Origin of the sequence: Ornithinimicrobium pratense (genome assembly GCF_008843165.1) — a bacterium.
Classification (GTDB): Bacteria; Actinomycetota; Actinomycetes; order Actinomycetales; family Dermatophilaceae; genus Ornithinicoccus; species Ornithinicoccus pratensis.
On sequence record NZ_CP044427.1, the window covers coordinates 1974957 to 1990354 of the forward strand.

A 15398-nucleotide genomic window follows, 5' to 3' on the forward strand; every position below is an offset into this window, starting at 1 on the left:
TACTGAGGCGCGCTGCGGTGCCAGGGGCGCCTCAGCGCTGGACTGCGCCGAGCTCCCGCGTCGCGCGGGCCACCGCCGCATCGCGCGCCGCGTTGACCTCCTCGGTGGTCAGCGTCCGGTCCGGGGCGCGGAAGGTCATCCGAAAGGCCAGCGACTGCTGGTCGTCCTCGATCTGGTCACCGACGTAGACGTCGAACAGCGCGATGCTCTCCAGCAGGTCGCCCGCGCCCATGCGCAACGTGGCCTCCACATCGGCGTAGGAGACGGTGCGGGGGACCACCAGGGCGACGTCCGACCCGGCGACGGGGTGGGTGGACAGCGCGCCGGCCTGTCCGGGTTGTTCGCTGGCCGTGACCAGCACCTCCAGGTCGAGCTCGGCCGCGCAGGTCCGCTCCGGCAAACCCAGGCGCTGCAGCACCTTGGGGTGGAGCTCGCCCGCCCACCCGACGGGGGTGCCGTCAGCCAGCGTGAGCTCCACGCACCGTCCCGGGTGGAAGGGCGCACGCTCGGTCTGCACCCGCTGCACGGGGACGCCCAGGGTGTCGGCGACCGCGTGCCCCCACCCCACGATGTCGGTGACATCCAGGGGCCTGCCCTGGCCCCACCAGCCGGCTCGCTCGACCTGGCCGGCCGCGACGATCGCGACGTGCAGCGGCTGGGACGGGACCGCGCCGCGAATGCGCTCGAGCACCTCGTCGGAGGGTCGGGCGCCCACGCCCGGCACCGGGGCCTGGGCCGTATGGTCGGGCAGGGTGACCGTGTCGATCTCGAACAGCGCCACGTCCCGCGAGCCGCGGGAGATGTTGCGTCGCAGGGTGTCCGGCAGGGTCTGCAGCAGCTCGGTGCGCATGAGGGGCGCCTCGTCCGACAGCGGGTTGGCCAGCCTCAGGGCGGCGCGGCGCGGGTCGTCCGCGGCCAGTCCCAACTCGTCGAACCGGCTCTCGCCGACGAACGGGTAGGTCAGCACCTCGTGCAGCCCCTGACCCGCGAGGCCGTAGGCCACGGCGTGGCGGCTGCGCTGGGCGTGGGTGAGGCCTCGGCCCCCGGTAGCACGCGGCACGACCGACGGGATCTTGTCGTAGCCGTCGATCCGCGCCACTTCCTCCACCAGGGTCGGGGCGTCGGTGAGGTCAGGCCGCCAGGTGGGCGGCGTGACACGCACCGGGAGGTAGGCCTGCGACGCGTCCGGCTTCTCGACGCGGCACCCGATCATCTGCAGGATCTCCACGACCCGCTCGCGCGGGTAGTCGACGCCGACGTAGGCGCTGGGCAGCGAGAGGTCCAGGTCGATCGCCGGCAGCGTGGTCGCCGCGCGCTCGTCGGCGTCGGTGATCGCGGGGTCCGCGATGCCGCCGCCGTGCTCGACGAGCAAGTTGACGGCCATCTGGGCCGCCGCGGCGGTGACGTCGGGGTCGACCCCGCGCTCGAACCGCTTCGCCGCCTCGCTGGACAACTTGTGCCGGCGCGCGGTCCGGGCCACCGAGCGCTGGTCGAAGTGGGCGGACTCGATCAGCACGTCCGTGGTCTGTCCGGGGGTGACCTCGCCGTCCTCGCCGCCCATGACGCCGGCGAGGGCCAGGATGCGCTCCCCGCCCGGCCCGCAGGTGATGAGCAGGTCCTCGGGGTCGAGGCCGCGGTCGACGTCGTCGAGGGTCTTCAGCCGCTCCCCCGCGCGGGCCCGGCGCACGACGATTGGGCGCTCGAGGGTGTCCAGGTCGAAAGCGTGCAGCGGCTGGCCAAGGGCGAGCATGACGTAGTTCGTCACGTCGACGGCGAGCCCGATGGGGCGCATCCCGGCCTCGGTGAGCCGACGCGCCAGCCACTCCGGCGTCTGCCGGGTCAGGTCGATGCCCCGGACGACCCGAGCCAGGTAGCGGTCGCAACCGGGCACGCCGTCCAGCGGTGCCTGGTCGGCGAGCTGCACGGGATACCCGCCGTCCGCCGCGGGGTCCACCGGCAGGTCGGCCGGGTCGCGGTATGCCGCGCCGGTCGAGTGGGAGTACTCCCGAGCGATGCCCCGGATCGAGAAGCAGTAGCCGCGATCCGGCGTGACGTTGACCTCGACGACCTCGCGGTCCAGGCCCAGGACGGGGATCAGGTTGTCGCCGGGCTCTAGGCCGAGCTCGGCGACGCGCCCCTCGCCGAGCAGGCGCGGCAGCACGATGATGCCATCGTGGTCATCACCGATGCCCAGCTCGCGCACCGAGCAGATCATGCCCGCCGAGACGTGGCCGTAGGTCTTGCGCGCCGAGATCCGGAAGTCTCCGGGCAGCACCCCACCGGGGAGGACCACCGCGACGAGGTCGCCGACCTCGAAGTTGTCAGCGCCGCAGACGATGCCCTGGGGCTCCCCGGTGTCATTCGCGTCCGCGACGTCCACCTGGCACCAGTTGATCGTCTTGCCGTTCTTCTGCGGCTCGGGGTACTTCTCCAGCACCCGGCCGACCACGAGCGGCCCGGTGACGTCACCACCGTGCAGCCCTTCCTCCTCGAGTCCGACGGAGACGAGGTCGGCGGCGATCTGCTCGCCGGTCACCCCCGGCGGCAGCTCGACATACTCACCCAGCCAGTCGACCGGAACCCGCATCAGATCTCCATCCCGAACTGCGCGTTGAAGCGCACGTCTCCCTCGATCAGCTCGCGCATGTCGGCGATGCCGTGGCGGAACATCGCGGTCCGCTCCACGCCCATCCCGAAGGCGAAGCCCTGGTAGCGCTCCGGGTCGATGCCGCAGGCGCGCAGGACGTTGTGGTGGACCATGCCGCAGCCGCCCCACTCGATCCAGCCGGTGCCGCCACAGGTTCGACACTGCGCGGCACTCGGTTCCCCCCGGCACACGAAGCACTGGAAGTCCATCTCCGCGCTCGGCTCGGTGAACGGGAAGAACGCGGGCCGCAGGCGGCTGACGATCCCCTCGCCGAACATCGCCTCGGCCAGCCGGTCGAGGGTGCCCTTGAGGTGGGCCATGGTCAGGCCCTCGTCGATCGCCAGGCCTTCCATCTGGTGGAAGACCGGGGTGTGCGTGGCGTCCAGCTCGTCGGTACGGAAGGTCTTGCCCGGCACCGCGACGTAGAGCGGTGCCCCCCGCTCCAGCAGGCTGCGCGCCTGGACCGGGGAGGTGTGGGTGCGCAGCACCAGCCCGGCGTCGGCCGGGTCGATGAAGAAGGTGTCCTGCATCTGCCGGGCCGGGTGGTCCTTGTCGAAGTTGAGCGCGTCGAAGTTGAACCACTCGGCCTCGACCCCGGGGCCCTCGGCGATCTCCCAGCCCATGCCGACCATCACGTCGGCCATCCGCTCGGCCGTGACGGTGAGCACGTGGCGCCGCCCGAGGGTCCGGCGGGATGGCGCCAAAGTGAGATCGATGGCCTCCTCGACGAGGATCCGCTCGTCGCGCTCCGCCTCGAGTTCGGCCTGCCGGGCGGCCAGGGCCTGGTTCACCCCTCCGCGGGCCTGACCCACCCGCTTGCCGGCCTCGGCCTTGGCACTGGGCGGCAGAGCACCGATCTCGCGGTTGGCCAGGGCGAGCGGTGACCGCTCACCGGCGTGCGCCAGTCGGGCGGCCTTGAGCTCCTCCAGGGAGCCTGCGTCGGCGATGGCGCTCAGGGCGTCGGCGACGTTGGCCTCGATCGCCTCCGGGGCGAGGGCAGCGACCTCGACGGGGTCGTAGTTGTTGTTGGGACCGGACACCTGCGCAAGTCTATGTATGCCGCTCCCGTGTCCACGACCGGGTTTAGGCGGGGCAGACCGTAGCCTTGTCCCATGCCCTCCCCCCTGACCTCGTCGCTGCACGCTGCCCGCGGGGCGGCAATCGGGCTGTCCGAGGTGGTCCCCGGCATCAGTGGCGGCACGGTCGCGCTCATCGTCGGGGTCTATGAGCGGCTCATCACCTCCGCCGGCCACTTCGTCGGGGCTGCCCGCCTGCTGCTCAGCGACCGGGATGCAGCACGACGGGAGTTCGCCCAGATCCGCTGGGACGTCGTCATCCCCGTCCTGCTGGGCATGCTCCCGGCGGTGGTCATCGGGGCCAGACTGCTCGGCCCGTTGGTGGAGAACCACCCCGTGCCGACGTTTGCCCTCTTCCTCGGCATGAGCCTGGCCGCCATCACCGTCCCGGCAGGCATGGTCGGCCCGGCGTGGACCTGGCCGCGGGTGGGGCTGGCGACCGTGGTCGCGGCACTCGTCTTCTTCCTGGTCGGCATCCCTCCTCAGCAGGTGCCGACCCACCTCGTGCTGGTCTTCCTCGCGGCTTCGGTCGCGGTGTGCGCACTCGCACTCCCCGGGCTCTCCGGATCCTTCCTGCTGCTGACGCTCGGTCTGTACACCCCGACGATCACCGCCCTCAACGAGCGGCAGTGGGTCTACATCGGCGTGTTCGCCGCCGGGGTGGTGGTGGGGCTCTCGCTGTTCGTCCGGCTCCTGCAGCACCTGCTGGAGAAGCATCACGTGACCACGCTGGTGGTGGTCACCGGAACCATCGCCGGCGCGGTGCGGGCCCTGTGGCCGTGGCAGGACGAGGACCGGACGATGCTGGCCCCCAGCGGCGACCTCGGTCTGCCGGTGGCGCTGTTCTTCGCGGGTGTCGCCCTGGTGCTCGGCCTGGCCTGGCTGGGCCGCCGGGGCGAGGAGCACCAGCAGGCGCTGGAGGTCGCCGAGAAGGTCGCGGAGGCCGACGAGGCGGACGAGGGCGCGCGTGACTCCGGACCCCACTCCGGACCCCGCACCCGCTGACAGCCGCCCGGTTAGCGGCACCCCGGCTCGAGACCCACCCGCCTAGCGGCACCTGGGCCAGCGGACCTCACTGCTCCCGCACGCTGCCGGAGGCGTGCAGGCACACCGTGGCTGCCATCGCCAGGTTGAGCGACTCGGCCCGCTGGATGGGGATCGAAACCGCTGCGTCGCACAGGGCGAGCACCTCCGGCTCCAGCCCCCAGGCCTCGTTGCCCATCACCCAGGCGTGCGCCCCGGCCAGGTCGACGTCGGGCAGGGCGGTCCCGCCCGCCCCGTCGGCCGCCAGCAGCCGGATCCCCCGCTCCCGGCAGGCCCGGAGCAGCTCGGGCACCGGTGTCCCCACCGACACCGGCAGGTGGAACAGGGAGCCGACGGTCGCGCGGACGACCTTGGGGTTGTACACATCGACCGAGGCGTCGCTGACCAGCACCGCTGAAGCGCCGAAGGCGTCGGCCCCCCGCAGGACCGTCCCGGCGTTGCCGGGGTCGCGGACGTGGGTGAGGACGACCACAAAGCCGGCCACCCCCACCGCGTCCAGCGCCTGCGCCAGCGGCACGTCGACCTTCTGCGCGACCGCGACCACGCCCTGAGGGGCGCCCGTGTCAGCCATCGCCGAGATCACCTGCTCCGTGCACCACGCGAGGCGCGGCCCGTGTCCCCGGTCGGGCGCGGGACGTGTCGCCGGTCGGGGGCGAACCGTGTCGCCGGTCGGGGGCGAAGCGTGTCCCCGGTCGGGGAGGAGGCCCGGGTGTCGATGGGCTGCGGCCTCGGTCAGGTACACCTGCTCGACGGCCTCCGGGGCATATCGCAGCAGCTCGCGCACCGCCTGCGGGCCTTCGACGAGGAACCGGCCCGAACGCTCCCGGGCAGCACGACGCCCCAGCGCAGCGACCTGCCGGACCCGCTCGCTGCGAGGGTTGCTCAGCACCAAGGGTCGGTCGGTCATGCGCCGGGGCGTCGGACGAGAAGGGCTACGGGACCCCGCGGCTCAGGCCGCGGAGCCGGCCTGAGCGTCCTCGGTGGCCGGGACGTTCACGCGGGCCAGCTCGACGAGCGCGGCGAAGGCGGCCTCATCGTGCACCGCGAGCTCGGCCAGCATGCGGCGGTCGACCTCGATACCGGCGACCTTCAGGCCCTGGATGAACCGGTTATAGGTCATGCCGTTGGCGCGGGCGCCGGCGTTGATCCGCTGGATCCAGAGGCGACGGAAGTCACCCTTGCGCTTGCGCCGGTCGTTGTAGCTGTAGACCAGCGAGTGGGTGACCTGCTCCTTGGCCTTGCGGTAGAGCCGGCTGCGCTGGCCGCGGTAACCGCTGGCGCGCTCCAGAACGACCCGGCGCTTCTTGTGGGCGTTGACCGCCCGCTTCACGCGTGCCACGTGAGTACTCCTTGACTAGGTTCTCGGGGAAAGAAGGGGAAAGGGTGTGGTGAGCCGGGCCTTCAGAGGCCGAGCATCTTCTTCACCCGGCGGACGTCGCTGGGCGCGACCTCCTTGTCGTTGACCAGGCGACGGGCCTGCGAGGCGCGGCGCTCCTGGAACTTGTGCACGTGCCGGGCACGCTGGTGCATGATCTTGCCCTTGCCCGTGACGCGGAAGCGCTTCTTGGCACCGCTGTGGGTCTTCATCTTCGGCATGAGCCGGTCTCCTTCGTCGTTGCGCCGCGGACGTGCGGGCGTGAACAGGGGGGAATGGGGTGAGGCTGGGGCGGGCCGCAGCCTCAGGCGTCCGTGGTCTCCTGAGTGGTCTCCGGAGCGGTCTCGGCGGCGGTCTCCACGGTGGTGTCGTCGGAGGCGTCCGACGAGCTGTCCGAGCCATCCTGCGCTTCGCGCTCGGCGTCACGCCGCTTCTCCTGGCGCACCGCGGTCTTCTTCTTGCTCGGCCCCAGGACCATCACCATGTTGCGACCGTCCTGCTTGGGCTGGCTTTCCACGAAGCCCAGCTCGGCAACATCCTCGGCCAGCCGCTGCAGCAGCCGGAAACCCAGCTCGGGCCGCGACTGCTCGCGACCGCGGAACATGATCGTCACCTTGACCTTGTCGCCACCCTTGAGGAACCGCACGACGTGACCCTTCTTGGTCTCGTAGTCGTGCTTGTCGATCTTGGGGCGGAGCTTGATCTCCTTGATGATCGTGTTGATCTGGTTCTTGCGGGACTCCCGGGCCTTCATGGCGGCTTCGTACTTGTACTTGCCGAAGTCCATGAGCTTGGCGACCGGCGGACGCGCCTGAGGGGCGACCTCGACCAGGTCGAGGTCGGCCTCGGCCGCCAGTCGCAGCGCGTCCTCGACGCGCACGATGCCGACCTGTTCCCCGTTGGGGCCCACCAACCGCACTTCCGGCACCCGGATGCGGTCGTTGATGCGAGGTTCGCTGATGTGCGTGCTCCTTCGTCGTGTCGAAGACCCCAGACACCAGGAAAGCCTCCTGGCACTGGGTGCGCAAGAGGCCTGTCGGTCCACGATTCAGGTCGTCGTGCTGCGCACGACGTCCTGCTCGTTGCGGACCCGCCCGCTCGATACGGTCAGGTCCGGACCGGGGACCCGGCGACCCTGAGGTCGACGCGGGTGGGGGCAGGGCCCCTCTTGCACGTCGGGCGCGGTACGCACCCAACTGGTCGATCCACCATCTTAGCAGACATAGACGCGCACCCCGGCACGCTCACGGCGAGGCAACCGACCCCGCCCACGGCACGTCACCCACGCCGGACCGCCTCGTCCGAGGATCGTCGACCGGAACCACGCCGCTGAGGCGGAAACCGACCCCGCGGACGGCCACCAGCTCCACGGGGGCCCGCACGCCCTCCAACTTGCGGCGCAGCCGGCGCACCACCGCGTGCAGGTGGGCCGAGTCCCCGGTGAAGGTGGTGCCCCACACCAGGCGGGTCAACTCGGCGAAGCGCTGGATCTGCCCAGGGCGTTGCATGAGCACCTCCAGCACCCCGAACTCCAGCGGGGTGAGGGTGCACTCGTGCCCGTGGTGCACCACCTTGCGCCGGTCGGGGTCAAGGCTGAGCCCAGCTCGATCGGGTGTCTCGGGGGCCGGCGAGAGCTGGGGGCGGGCGGGCCGGTATGGCGTGCGCCGCTCCCCTGCCGGGGGCCACGAGTTCTCCAGCAGGGCCCGGGCCTCCTCGACCGAGCCGACCGCCAGGACCGGGCCGTCCCACCCGGCCTGGGCGATCTGGCCGACGTGTGCGACGGTCGTGGGTGAGAGCACCACAATGAGGGCCACCTCGGCCGGCTGCTCCTGAGGGACCACCGGCACCCCTGTCCGGTCACCCAGCGGACCGGCCTGAGCCACCATTGTCGAAGTACCTCCCGAGGCCGTGACCAGCGCTGACCCATGCGTTGTCGGTGCAGCTCCTGCGAACCTATGAGCCCCTGACCTGGGGCACAAGGATCTTGACCAAGTCCTTACTGTCCCTTGACCTGATCGTGACCGCTCTCGTCGGTCGGGGCGGCGACGGGCTGGACCACCGCCCGGAAACCGACTCCGTGGACCACCTGCACCTGCACCGGGCTGGCAATCCGGTCCAGCTTGCGCCGGACCCTCTTGACCACCGAGTGCACCTGCGCGGCCTCACCCACGTGGCGCGTCCCCCAGACCTGCTCGGTGAGCTCGGCGTAGTCGCGGACCCGGCCGGGCTCGACCAGCAGCGCGTGGAGCACGTCGTACTCCAGCGGCGTCAGGTGGGCTCGTCGGCCACCGCTGAGCACCAGCTGACGGTCGGGGTCCAGCACGAGCTCCCGTCGACCACCCCCGATGACGCGGCAACCTGGCCACGAGTCTGCGCCCTGGACGGGCCCGGCTGGGACGGGTCCGCCTTCAGCGCACGGGCGAGTTCAGTCGCCTCGGCCGCATCGCCCACCACGACCACCGGCCCCACCCATCCGCTCTCCTGCACGCGTCGCAGCGAACCTGCGAGCGCCGGTGACGCGACCAGCACCAGCGCGTCCGGGACGCTGCCGAGACCCTCTGTCGGACCAGTCATCACCGGTGGCCGCCTTTCCCCTCATCTGCCGCCGCATACCTGACAGCCGCTGACATCAGCTCGACTCCTCCTGGTGCGGCGGGATGTCGTCGGCGACCACGGCACCGCGCTGCCCGGGCGGGCGCTCGGGCCCGGCGGTCGAGTCGCGGGCTGTCTGCCGCTCGGTCTCTGCGTTGAACGCTGCCCCGAGGATGATCAGCAGGACGGTGAACCAGAGCCAGAACATGCTGATCGCCACCCCTGCCAGCGAGCCGTAGGTGCGTTCGTAGGTGCCGAAGTTCTGCACATAGAAGAAGAGACCGGCCGAGGCCGCCAGCCACAGGGCGGCCGTGACAGTCGCGCCCCCGCTGATCCAGCGCCACCGTGCCCGGCCCCGCCTGCCGGGGGCGAGCCGGTACAGGACCGCCAGTCCGAGCGCCACCAGCGCGGCGAGCCCGATCCAGACCCCGGCCAGGGCCGGTGCCCGCACCCAGGCCGGTGCCTCGGGCAGGACGCGCGAGACCAAGGCGCTGGCGGTAATCACCGCCCCGAGGACCAGAGCGCCGCCGAGGACGAACGCCAGGGCCAGCGCGCTGCGGTGCAGCGCCCCCCGGGTCTCCTGCTCGCGGTAGGCCACCGTCAGTGCGTCGATGAGGAACGTCATTGCCGTCATCGCTGTGCCGAGGGCGACCGCTAGCGCCAGTAGGCCGCGGACCGTGAGCAGCTGGGTCGACGCTTCGGTGATGGACACCAGCTGATCGGCGAGGATCTCACCGACGGCCGGAGGCATGAGCGCCACGAGCCCGGAGAGGTGATCGAGGGCCTGGGCCGGGGTGTTGATGGCGCCGTACACCGACAACGCCGTCAGCAGCACCGGTGCCACGGACAGCACGGCGAAGAAGGCGACACCTGCGCTGTACAGAGGAAACTTGTCCTCAGCTATCCGCCGGACCACCCGACGCACGATGAGCAGCCACCCCCGCAGCGGGATCTGCCGCGGCGCGACCGCACCGGCGCCCTCCACCCCAGACGGCGAGCCGTGCTGATCCATCTGCGCCATGCCCCCAGTCTCACCCGGTCAGGTGGGTAACACACATCTGGACCGGCGCGCCAGCTCCACCGCGGCCGCGTGGGGTGACCCCTCAGCACGCCCCAGTCCGCGCTGCTGATGCAGACCCCGTGTCGAGTGCACACGTCAGCGCAACCGGAACCCCAGCGCGTCGATGCGGGTGCGGGTGTCCTGGTCATCCGCCAGCCGCTCACCGATCACCGCGACCAGGGACTGCACCTGGCTCTGGGTCAGACCGGGCGTCAGTCGCAGCCGAACTTCCAGCTGGCCCCCTTCCCCGTCGGCGAGCTCGTGGCCCACGACGGCCGGCTCGTCCGCCACCGCGGCCGCCACCGCGGCCACCACCTTCGGGTCCTGGTGGGCAGGCGACCAGACCCGGCCCATCGCCAGGGCCCACACCATCGAGGGGCGCAAGGTGTATGCCGCGGGGCCAGGAGGGGCCGGCAGGTCCAGCGGGATGACCTCGCACCCCTCCTGCACCGCCGCCAGCGCGGCCCGTTGGGCGCTCACCGGCACCGGCCGGGCCTCGGCGTTCCACGCCGCGAGGGCCGCAGTCGAGGTGAAGGCAGGCAACGCACGCTGGCCGTCGGGCGCGACAAGCGTGACCGAGGCCATGTCGCTCACCGCGTCGACCGGAATGCCCGAGGAATCGTCGATCTCACTGGGGACCGCCACGACCGGGACGATGAGGCGGGCCTCGGCCACCGCGGCCACCAGTTCCTGCTCGTCGCGCTCGGCGGCCGGGGTCACCAGCAGGTGCGCCAGTCGCGCATCGGCGGCGCCGGTGTCGGCATCGAACCCGGTGCCGGTCAGGGTGCGCCCTGCCCACGGGACGCCGGCGGTGTCGTGACCAGCCGCCGGCTCGTGCCCGGTGAAGCGGTGCCGCGCCTCGCCGCTCGGGTGGGGATCCTCGCTGGTCGGGTGGGTCATCGGCATACCTCCAGGGCCTGCTCAAGAGTGAACTCGTCGTGGTAAAGGGCAGCCCCCAGGACCGCCTCGGTGACCCCCTGGCCGGTCAGGGCCCGCAGAGCGCGCAGGTCGGCGAGCTGCGCGATGCCTCCGGAGGCAATGACCCGGGAGGTGCCGAGCGCGGCGATCTCGGCGAAGAGGGTGACGTCGCTGCCCCTGCGTGATCCGTCGCGGGCAGCGTCAGCCACGAGAAGCCGTGAGGTCAACCCCAGCACCGGGTGGCCGGGGAGGAACTCCTGGGCGGGGCCCAGGTCCACCCGGGTCCCCCGGCTGACCACCCGCCCCTGCCGCACGTCGACGGCGGCGACGACCCGGTCGCGCCCGTGGCGCGCGACCACGCTGGTGAGCAGGTCGACGTCGCCGAGGGTGGAGCTGGCCAGCACCAGTCGTGCGGCCTGCGTCCCCGCAGCCCAGTCGATGCTCGACGCCGTGCCCAACCCCCCGGAGAGCTGGACCGGCACCGGGAGACGCGCGGCCAGCGTGCCGAGCTGGTCCGCGTTGTCCCCCCGCCCGAAGGCCCGGTCCAGGTCGACCAGGTGGATCCACTGCGCACCCCGCTCGACCCAGCCCATCGCCACCCGGTACGGGTCGTCGATCCCGCCGTCGACCACCTGGACGGCCCGGCCTGCGGCGACGTCCACCGCCGGCAGCAGGGTCAGCGGCGGGCCGGCGGCAACTGGGGTCACGGGAGGCCACCCAGCTCGCGCCGCAGCCGCACCGAGTCCCGGACCGCGTCCTCGAACCACCCGACCTGGCGCCGGTCGGGCTCGCGATCGGTTGCGCCGGGCAGGGAGTCCACGTGGTCGGGGTGCTCCAGGAGACGGGTGCCGGGCAGGTCAAGGGTGGCCATCACGGCCATCAGCATCCGCGCGGGCCGCACCCGGGTCTCGTGCAGCAGCTCCACCAGCTCATCGCGCACACGCGGTGCGGCGCCGGCCAGAGACACCATCTCGGCGGGGCCGGCCAGTTCCAGCCCCGGCGGCCGCAGCAGGCCCACGTCCGGCTCCCATACCACCCAGCGCAGCACCCTGCGCCGACCCGGGGGATGCACGGTGATGACCGCACGGCCGTCGATCTCGAAGAACCCCAGCCCCGGTCCCGCCTTGGGCCCCAGCGCCCGCGCGGCCAGCAACAACGCGCCGTCGTCGTAGGGCTCACCGGTCCGCGACGGCCCGCGGGCCACCACGCCGACCCAACCCGCCAGCGGCGCGACGGTCACGGGGACCACACCGCCGGCGACCCAGGAGTCCACCTCGCGCCGAGGGCCGGCGGCCAGGACGAGGGCTGCCTGCGAGGGGTCGGAGCGGGTCACCGGGCCATCCTACGGATCGTCCGGGGCCCCTCCAGGACGGCCGCGCCGGTCAGGATCCTGGTCCTCCTCGGGCGTCAGCGGGTTCTCCACCCCGGGGCGACGGGTGGTCGGGCCGGGCGGGCGGGGGCGCCCGAAGGCGCCGGTGCCGAAGGGGGCCGCGTGGGGCCGCCCGGTGGGGGTCTGAGGCCGACCGAACCCACCCCCGCCCCCGCGGGTGTCAGCCGGCCGGGTGGCGCCAAATCTGCGCGGGGGTTGATGAGACCCGGTCTCCGCCGACGCACCGACCCTGGGTGGCCGGTCACCATAGAAGAGCCGCTCGACGACCACCCGGGCGCGCCGCGCCACCCGTCGCCAGTCCTGGGCCAGCTCGCCCCCACGGCCGGCCTCGTGCAGCATCACCCGCGCCATGCCCTCGGCGTCGCGTGCGTCGCTGGGCACGCTGTCCACCGGTCGACCCCGCCACACGATGCCCGCGTCCCGCAGCTGGGAGGCCATCCGCCAGGCGTCGAGCAGCTGGCCCGCGTCCTGCCGTGACATCAGCCCGGCCTCCGCCGCCGCCTGCAGTGCCTCGACCGTGCCGGGCGTGCGCAACCCCGGGTGCGCGTGGGCGTGCTGGAGCTGAAGCAGCTGGATGACCCACTCGACGTCCGAGAGCCCCCCGAGCCCCAGCTTCAGGTGGGTTCGCGGGTCTGCGCCCCGGGGCAGCCGTTCGGCCTCCATCCGTGCCTTGAGCTTGCGGATCTCCCGCACCGCGGCCCCACTGATCCCATCCTCTGGCCAGCGCAGCGGCTCGATAAGGTCGACGAAGCGCTCCCCCAGTTCAGGGTCCCCGGCCACCGGTCGCGCTCGCAGCAGGGCCTGCGACTCCCACCCCGCCGACCAACGTTCGTAGTAGCTGCGGTAGCCCTCCAAGCTGCGCACGATCGGGCCGCCCTTGCCCTCGGGGCGCAGGCTGGCGTCCAGCTCCAGCACCGGGTCGGGACCGGCGCCGGCCAGACCCTGGCGCAGCCCGCTGACGATCTCGGTCGCCTGCGCCCCGGCCACCTCGGGGTCGGCACCGGGTAGTGGGTCGTGGACGAACAGCACATCGGCGTCGCTGGCGTAGCCGACCTCACGGCCCCCTAGCCGACCCATCCCCACCACCAGCATCCTCGTCGCAGCGTCCTCGCCCCTACGCTCCAGCACCCCGCGTTGGGCGACCTCCAGGGCGACGTCGAGGTAGGCCTCGGTGAGGTCGCTGAGGGCGGACCGCACGGTCTCGCCGGCCCAGCCCGCGGTGACGTCGCCCAGGACGATCCGCACCAGCTCGCGAGCCCGCACCGAGCGGAGCGCCGCGAAGGCCTCCTCGGGGGTGGCGCGACGCCTGGCCGCCGTGGTCATCCGCGCCAGGACGGTGTTCTTGTCGGGTGCGACGAAGGCACCCTCGTCGCCGAGCAGGGCGACCGTCTCCGGGCTGCGGATGAGCAGGTCCACGGCATACCGGCTGGAGGAGAGGACGCGGGCCAGGCGCTGGGCGGCCGTCCCCTCGTCCCGCAGCATGCCGAGGTACCAGTGGGTGGTGCCCAGCTTGTCGCTGATCCTCCGGAAGGCGAGCAACCCGGAGTCCGGGTCGGCGCCGTCGGCGAACCAGGACAGCATGACCGGCAGCAGGTGCCGCTGGATGGTGGCCCGCCGGCTTACGCCCTCAGTGAGCGAGACGAGGTGCTGCATGGCACCGGCCGGGTCTTGGAAGCCCAACGCCGCCAGCCGTACCCGGGCAGCCTCCGGTGACAGCGTGGCCTCGTCTGTGGACAACCGGGCCACCGCGGACAGCAGCGGCCGGTAGAAGAGGCGCTCGTGCAACCGGCGGACGTCCCGCTGGACCGAGCGCCACCTCGCCAGGACGGCCCGGTCGGCCTCTCCGCGCTCCCCCAGCGAGCGGCCCAGGCGGCGCAGGTCGGCTTCCGCGGTGGGCATCAGGTGCGTGCGGCGCATCCGGTGCAGCTGGACCCGGTGCTCCAGGGTGCGCAGCAACCGGTATGCCGGGTCGAGCACCTTCAGGTCGTCGCGCCCGACGTACCCGCCGTCGGTCAGGGCCCGGAGCGCCTCCAGCGTGCTGCCGGAGCGCAGGGTCTCGTCGGTGCGCCCGTGGACCAGCTGCAGCAGCTGGACGCTGAACTCGATGTCGCGCAGCCCGCCCGGACCCAGCTTGAGCTGTCGGTCAGCCTCCTGCTTCTTCACGTGCTGCTCGACGCGTCGTCGCATCGCCTGGACGTCCTCGACGAAGTTCTCCCGTCCGGCGGCCTCCCAGACCAAAGGGGTAACCATCTCCAGCCACGCCTTGCCCGGGCCGGGGTCACCGGCGACCACCCGGGCCTTGAGCAGGGCCTGGAACTCCCAGGTCTTGGCCCACCGCTCGTAGTACTCCTTGTGGGAGCGCAGCGAGCGGATGAGAGGCCCCCGCTGGCCCTCGGGGCGCAGGGCAGCATCCACCTGCCACAGCGTGCCCTCGTCGGTGGACTGCCCGCAGATGCGCATCACGGCACTGGCCAGGCTGGTGCCGACCTGGGTGACCTCCTCCTCGGCGGTGCCCTGACGGGGCGCGGCGAGGAAGATCACGTCCACGTCGCTGATGTAGTTCAGCTCCCGCCCGCCGGTCTTGCCCATCCCGATGACCGTGAAGTCGACCCCCTCCTCCCCCGGGGTCTCAGCCCGGGCCAGCAGCACCGCGCCTTGCAGCGCGGCCGAGGCCAGGTCGGCTAGGGCGCCGGACACGGCCGGCATGAGGGCCACCGGGTCCTCGCTGGTCAGATCGGCGCAGGCGATGCGCAGCAGCTGGCGACGGTAGGCGATCCGCAGGGCATCCGGGCCTTCCGGGCTGTCTCCGCGCAGACCCTGGACGGCCTCGACGACATCCCGGGCTTCGGGGGCAAGCGGCTCGGCGACGTCGGCGACATGGGCGGGGTGGCGCAGCAGGTGCTCGCCGAGCGCCGCTGACCCGCCCAGCAGGGCCAGCAGCCGCAGGCGCCCCTGGCCGCCGGCGAGCACCACGGGCCGGACGTGCTCGTCGCACCGGTCACCATCGGCCCCGGAGCTGCGGGGGTCGAGCAGGCGGACCAGCCCCAGCAGGGCCCCGTCCGGGTCGGCGGTCGTCCCCAGCTCGATGGCGAGCTGGGCGGCGGACAGATCCTCGGAGCCGGGAGCAGCCCGAAGGTGCTCGGCGACCTCGTCGAGCAAGGTGGCCGCCCGACGGCCGTCGCTGAAGCCAGCCCGGGCCAAGACTGCCTGCCCGACCCGGTCCGGGTCGCCCTGGTCCCTGCCCCCGCGGGGGCGCCGGGCCGTCGAGTCGTGGGTCGCAGGGCTCACCGCTGGGC

14 protein-coding genes are annotated in these 15398 nt (G+C 72.5%); 1 reads left to right on the forward strand and 13 read right to left on the reverse strand.

Translation table 11 applies throughout. From position 1 onward, the window contains the following. Nucleotides 1–31: 31 nt before the first annotated feature. Both pheT and pheS read right to left on the reverse strand, forming a co-directional pair. Nucleotides 32–2587 (reverse strand): phenylalanine--tRNA ligase subunit beta, encoded by a 2556-nt coding sequence (gene pheT, locus FY030_RS08965; protein WP_158061202.1) that lies wholly within the window; start codon nt 2585–2587, stop codon nt 32–34. Continuing rightward, nucleotides 2587–3687: a phenylalanine--tRNA ligase subunit alpha gene (gene pheS, locus FY030_RS08970; protein WP_158061203.1), complete on the reverse strand. Its 1101-nt coding sequence runs from the start codon at nt 3685–3687 to the stop codon at nt 2587–2589. Before pheS ends, pheT begins: the two co-directional genes overlap by 1 nt. Nucleotides 3688–3759: 72 nt before the next feature. Here pheS and FY030_RS08975 point away from each other — a divergent pair, with 72 nt between their 5' ends. Next, nucleotides 3760–4728, forward strand: coding sequence for a DUF368 domain-containing protein (locus tag FY030_RS08975; RefSeq protein ID WP_158061204.1), 969 nt, complete (start codon nt 3760–3762; stop codon nt 4726–4728). Between the two features lie 67 nt (nt 4729–4795). On the opposite strand, the gene FY030_RS08980 is transcribed toward FY030_RS08975, so the two are convergent. From FY030_RS08980 to FY030_RS09030, 11 genes are all read right to left on the reverse strand, one after another. Further along, nucleotides 4796–5674, reverse strand: coding sequence for a TrmH family RNA methyltransferase (locus tag FY030_RS08980; RefSeq protein ID WP_158061205.1), 879 nt, complete (start codon nt 5672–5674; stop codon nt 4796–4798). A 42-nt stretch (nt 5675–5716) separates the two neighbouring features. Then, nucleotides 5717–6106 (reverse strand): 50S ribosomal protein L20, encoded by a 390-nt coding sequence (rplT, locus tag FY030_RS08985; RefSeq protein WP_158061206.1) that lies wholly within the window; start codon nt 6104–6106, stop codon nt 5717–5719. Nucleotides 6107–6168: 62 nt separating this feature from the next. Next, a complete protein-coding gene (gene rpmI, locus FY030_RS08990) occupies nt 6169–6363 on the reverse strand; it encodes a 50S ribosomal protein L35 (RefSeq protein ID WP_158061207.1) in 195 nt (64 codons plus the stop codon). Nucleotides 6364–6446: 83 nt separating this feature from the next. Then, nucleotides 6447–7103 carry a translation initiation factor IF-3 gene (gene infC, locus FY030_RS08995; RefSeq protein ID WP_158062745.1) on the reverse strand — a complete coding sequence of 219 codons (657 nt, stop codon included), beginning with the start codon at nt 7101–7103 and terminating at the stop codon, nt 6447–6449. A 283-nt stretch (nt 7104–7386) separates the two neighbouring features. Next, nucleotides 7387–8028 carry a winged helix-turn-helix domain-containing protein gene (locus tag FY030_RS09000; protein ID WP_158061208.1) on the reverse strand — a complete coding sequence of 214 codons (642 nt, stop codon included), beginning with the start codon at nt 8026–8028 and terminating at the stop codon, nt 7387–7389. Between the two features lie 110 nt (nt 8029–8138). Then, a complete protein-coding gene (locus FY030_RS09005) occupies nt 8139–8465 on the reverse strand; it encodes a winged helix-turn-helix domain-containing protein (protein ID WP_192498550.1) in 327 nt (108 codons plus the stop codon). Nucleotides 8466–8771: 306 nt separating this feature from the next. Then, a complete protein-coding gene (locus FY030_RS09010; protein ID WP_158061210.1) occupies nt 8772–9755 on the reverse strand; it encodes a YihY/virulence factor BrkB family protein in 984 nt (327 codons plus the stop codon). A 135-nt stretch (nt 9756–9890) separates the two neighbouring features. Further along, entirely contained in the window at nt 9891–10694 is an 804-nt protein-coding gene (locus FY030_RS09015) for an SseB family protein (RefSeq protein ID WP_158061211.1), read from the reverse strand. Further along, nucleotides 10691–11419, reverse strand: coding sequence for a HisA/HisF-related TIM barrel protein (locus tag FY030_RS09020; protein ID WP_192498551.1), 729 nt, complete (start codon nt 11417–11419; stop codon nt 10691–10693). Before FY030_RS09020 ends, FY030_RS09015 begins: the two co-directional genes overlap by 4 nt. After that, nucleotides 11416–12045, reverse strand: coding sequence for a hypothetical protein (locus FY030_RS09025; protein ID WP_158061213.1), 630 nt, complete (start codon nt 12043–12045; stop codon nt 11416–11418). Before FY030_RS09025 ends, FY030_RS09020 begins: the two co-directional genes overlap by 4 nt. A 9-nt stretch (nt 12046–12054) precedes the next feature. Continuing rightward, complete coding sequence (locus FY030_RS09030) at nt 12055–15390, reverse strand: bifunctional [glutamine synthetase] adenylyltransferase/[glutamine synthetase]-adenylyl-L-tyrosine phosphorylase (RefSeq protein ID WP_192498552.1); 3336 nt, start codon at nt 15388–15390, stop codon at nt 12055–12057. Nucleotides 15391–15398: the final 8 nt, after the last annotated feature.